This is a genomic window from Kitasatospora sp. NPDC127067, from assembly GCF_042724755.1.
In the GTDB taxonomy this organism is placed as follows: Bacteria; Actinomycetota; Actinomycetes; order Streptomycetales; family Streptomycetaceae; genus Kitasatospora; species Kitasatospora lactacystinica.
The window spans coordinates 1-2,853 of record NZ_JBHXEM010000279.1; the positions used below are offsets into that span (position 1 = coordinate 1).

Below are 2,853 nucleotides of genomic sequence, written 5' to 3' on the forward strand. Positions count from 1 at the left end.
CGCCGACGGCCGCATCGTCGACGAACTCCACCACCCCACCGCCGACACCGTCCTGGACCGCATGCGCCGCTTCGACGCCAAGGGCCGCACCAGCTGAGGCCCCCGGCCCCCGAAACGCCACCCGTCCCCGAGTACCCCCAGGACTGACGCCTCCCCATGTTCCGCACCGCACTGCGCAATGTGCTCGCCCACAAGGGCCGGCTGCTGATGACGGTACTGGCCGTCATGCTCGGCACCGCCTTCGTGTCCGGCACGCTGGTCTTCTCCGACACCTTCGGCAACGCGCTGAGGACCCAGAACTCCAAGAGCTACACCGACGTCGCCGTCACGGTCGCCGACCGAGAGGCCCGCAACCTCAGCGACGACCACAGCGAGCAGATCGCCGGCCCGACCCTCACCGAGGAGACCCGTGCCAAGGTCGCCACGGTGCCCGGCGTCGCCGAGGTCCGCGGCGTGGTCGGCGGCTTCGCCGGCATCGCCGACACGAAGGGCGCGCTGATCGGCAACGGCTTCTCCACCACCGGCACCAACTACGTGCCGGGCGCCGACGGCACCGACCCGCGCTACCCGCTGGTCGAGGGCCGCGGCCCGAAGGACGCCACCGAGATCGCGCTCGACCGCAAGACCGCCGACAAGGGCGGCTACAAGGTCGGCGACACCGTCCGGGTCGCGGTCAACGGCCCGGTGATGAAGCTCAAGCTCACCGGCACCCTGACCACCAACGACCCGCGCGTGGTGGCCGGCGGCTCGCTGGCCGCCTTCGACACCGCCACCGCCCAGCGGCTCTACCTGACCCCGGGCCGCTACGCCGAGCTGGACGTCCGGTCCAAGCCGGGCACCGACGACGCCGCGCTGCTCACCGCCGTCAAGCAGGCCGTCCCGCAGGGCGACTTCATCGAGGCGAAGACCGGCCGTGAACTCGCCGCCGAGCAGGACGAGATGATCAGGAAGGGCACCACCGTCCTGACCACCGTCCTGATGGGCTTCGCGGGCATCGCGCTGTTCGTCGGCATCTTCATCATCGCCAACACCTTCACCATGCTGGTCGCCCAGCGCACCAAGGAGCTGGCGCTGCTGCGCGCCGTCGGCGCCACCCGCCGCCAGATCACCCGCTCGGTGCTGATCGAGGCCGTGCTGGTCGGCCTGACCGCCGCGGTGACCGGTCTGCTGGCGGGCATCGGCATCGCCGCCGGACTCAAGTCGCTGCTCAACGGCCCGATGGACGCGAACCTGCCGGACGGCCCGCTGATCATCGCCCCGACCACAGTGGTCGCCGCGCTCGCGGTCGGCGTGCTGGTGACGGTGCTGGCCGCCTGGCTGCCGGCCCGCCGGGCCTCCCGGATCGCCCCGGTGGCGGCGATGAGCTCGGCCGAGCAGCCCGCCACCCAGAAGGGCCTGCGGATCCGCAACGCCATCGGCCTGCTGTTCTCGCTGGCCGGCCTCGCCACGCTGGCCGGAGGTGTGGCCGGCAAGGAGGTCAAGCTGGTCGGCCTCGGCGCCGGCGCGCTGCTGATCGGCGTGTTCGTGCTGACCCCGCTGCTGTCCCGGCCGCTGATCGCGCTGTTCGCCCCGCTGCTGCGCGCCGTGTACGGCGCACCGGGCAAGCTGGCCCAGGAGAACGCGATCCGCAACCCGCGCCGCACCGCCGCCACGGCCTCGGCGCTGACCATCGGCGTCACCCTGATCACCTCGCTGACCGTGATCGGCGCCTCGGTGAACCAGGCGGTGGACAAGGCCGCCGAGACCGACCTCAAGGCCGACTACACGGTCGCGATGCAGAACTTCTCGAAGCTCTCCCCCGAGGTCGCCGCCCAGATCGCCAAGGCGCCCGGCGTCGGCGTGATCAGCACCGAGCGCGGCGTCACCGTCAAGACCGGGCAGAACGGCGAGGACAGCGAGTGGATGACCGCGGTGGACGCCGCGACCATCGACCAGCTGGCCACCGTCAAGGTCAAGGAGGGCTCCGCGGACGCCCTCAAGCAGGGCAGGCTGCTGGTCAGTTCGGGCCGGGCCGAGCACGCCGGCTACAAGGTCGGCGACACCCTCTCCGTCACCTACCCGGACGGCGCCAAGGGCTCGCTGACCGTCGGCGGCATCCTGGAGGCCAACACCGCGCTGGCCTCGGTCATCGTCCCGGAGGCCGTGGTCGGCCCGCACCTGGCGCCCGGCACCGGCCTGGAGAAGGTCCTGGTCAAGGGCACGAACGGCGCGACCGAGGAGCTGAAGCAGGCGCTGCGCGACGCGACCGGCGGCAACCCGCTGATCGCGGTCAAGGGCGCGAAGGAGATCAAGGCGGAGAACCGCCAGATGATCACCGGAATCCTGAACATGATGTACGGCCTGCTCGGCATGTCCGTGGTCATCGCGGTGCTCGGCGTGGTCAACACCATGGCGATGTCGGTGTTCGAGCGCCGCCGGGAGATCGGCATGCTGCGGGCGATCGGCCTGGACCGGCTCGGCATCCGCCGGATGGTCCGGCTGGAGTCGCTGCTGATCGCGCTGTTCGGCGGGCTGGTGGGTGTCGGCCTCGGCATCCTGGTCGCCTGGGCGGGCGTGCGCACACTGGCGGACAGCCTCAAGGACATCACCACCGTCGTCCCGCCGGTGCAGACCGTCGGCTTCCTGCTCGCTGCCGCCGTGATCGGTCTGCTGGCCGCGCTCTGGCCGGCCCACCGGGCGGCCAGGCTGGACATCCTGGACTCGATCAAGAGCCAGTAGCGGTCCGGAGGTACGGAAGCCCGGAGCCCCCGGGGCGGGTTGGGGGGGACCCCCCCGGGGGGTGCCGGGGGGGGGGGGGGGGCGGGGGTGGGGCGCGCGGGCTCAGGTGGGCACCCCCCGGCAGAAAAGGACCGA

General features: G+C 72.0%; 1 protein-coding gene and 1 pseudogene. Both read left to right on the plus strand.

Features of this window, described 5'->3' with window-relative positions; all coding sequences use genetic code 11:
- A pseudogene (locus ACFWJ4_RS41360) lies at positions 1-97 on the plus strand (ABC transporter ATP-binding protein); the annotation flags it as partial.
- A 59-nt stretch (positions 98-156) separates the two neighbouring features.
- Positions 157-2,718 (plus strand): ABC transporter permease, encoded by a 2,562-nt coding sequence (locus ACFWJ4_RS41365; protein WP_380554575.1) that lies wholly within the window; start codon positions 157-159, stop codon positions 2,716-2,718.
- The last annotated feature ends 135 nt before the right edge of the window (positions 2,719-2,853 follow it).